Source organism: Novosphingobium sp. HR1a, assembly GCF_015594425.1.
Classification (GTDB): domain Bacteria; phylum Pseudomonadota; class Alphaproteobacteria; order Sphingomonadales; family Sphingomonadaceae; genus Novosphingobium; species Novosphingobium resinovorum_A.
The window spans coordinates 1-259 of sequence record NZ_JABXWS010000176.1 but is presented as its reverse complement, the minus strand read 5'-3'; the positions used below and the strand labels follow the sequence as shown (position 1 = coordinate 259).

Genomic DNA, 259 nt, shown 5'->3' with positions numbered 1-259 from the left:
TCGATCCGCGTGCCATCCACATGGCCTACGTGCAGCTGTCGCTGCTTCATATTCCTGCCCGCCTCGTCGTTGGCGATGCCCTTTCCGGGGAAATCCGCGAGCAGTGGTTCACACCGGCTCACATCCTCGGAGGCTGGACAGCGCGGCTTGCCACGGCACCCAAAGGCAAAACCACGATCGCCACGATCACGTCGGATCAGCCTGTCGAAGCAGGCGGTTCGGCTTCGCAGGATCGTGAAAAGGCAAAGCCATGCGATCC

The 259-nt window shown here is 61.8% G+C and carries 1 pseudogene; it reads left to right on the top strand.

From position 1 onward, the window contains the following. Window positions 1-29 precede the first annotated feature (29 nt). Window positions 30-259 (top strand): annotated as a pseudogene (locus HWN72_RS32135) (SAM-dependent DNA methyltransferase); the annotation flags it as partial.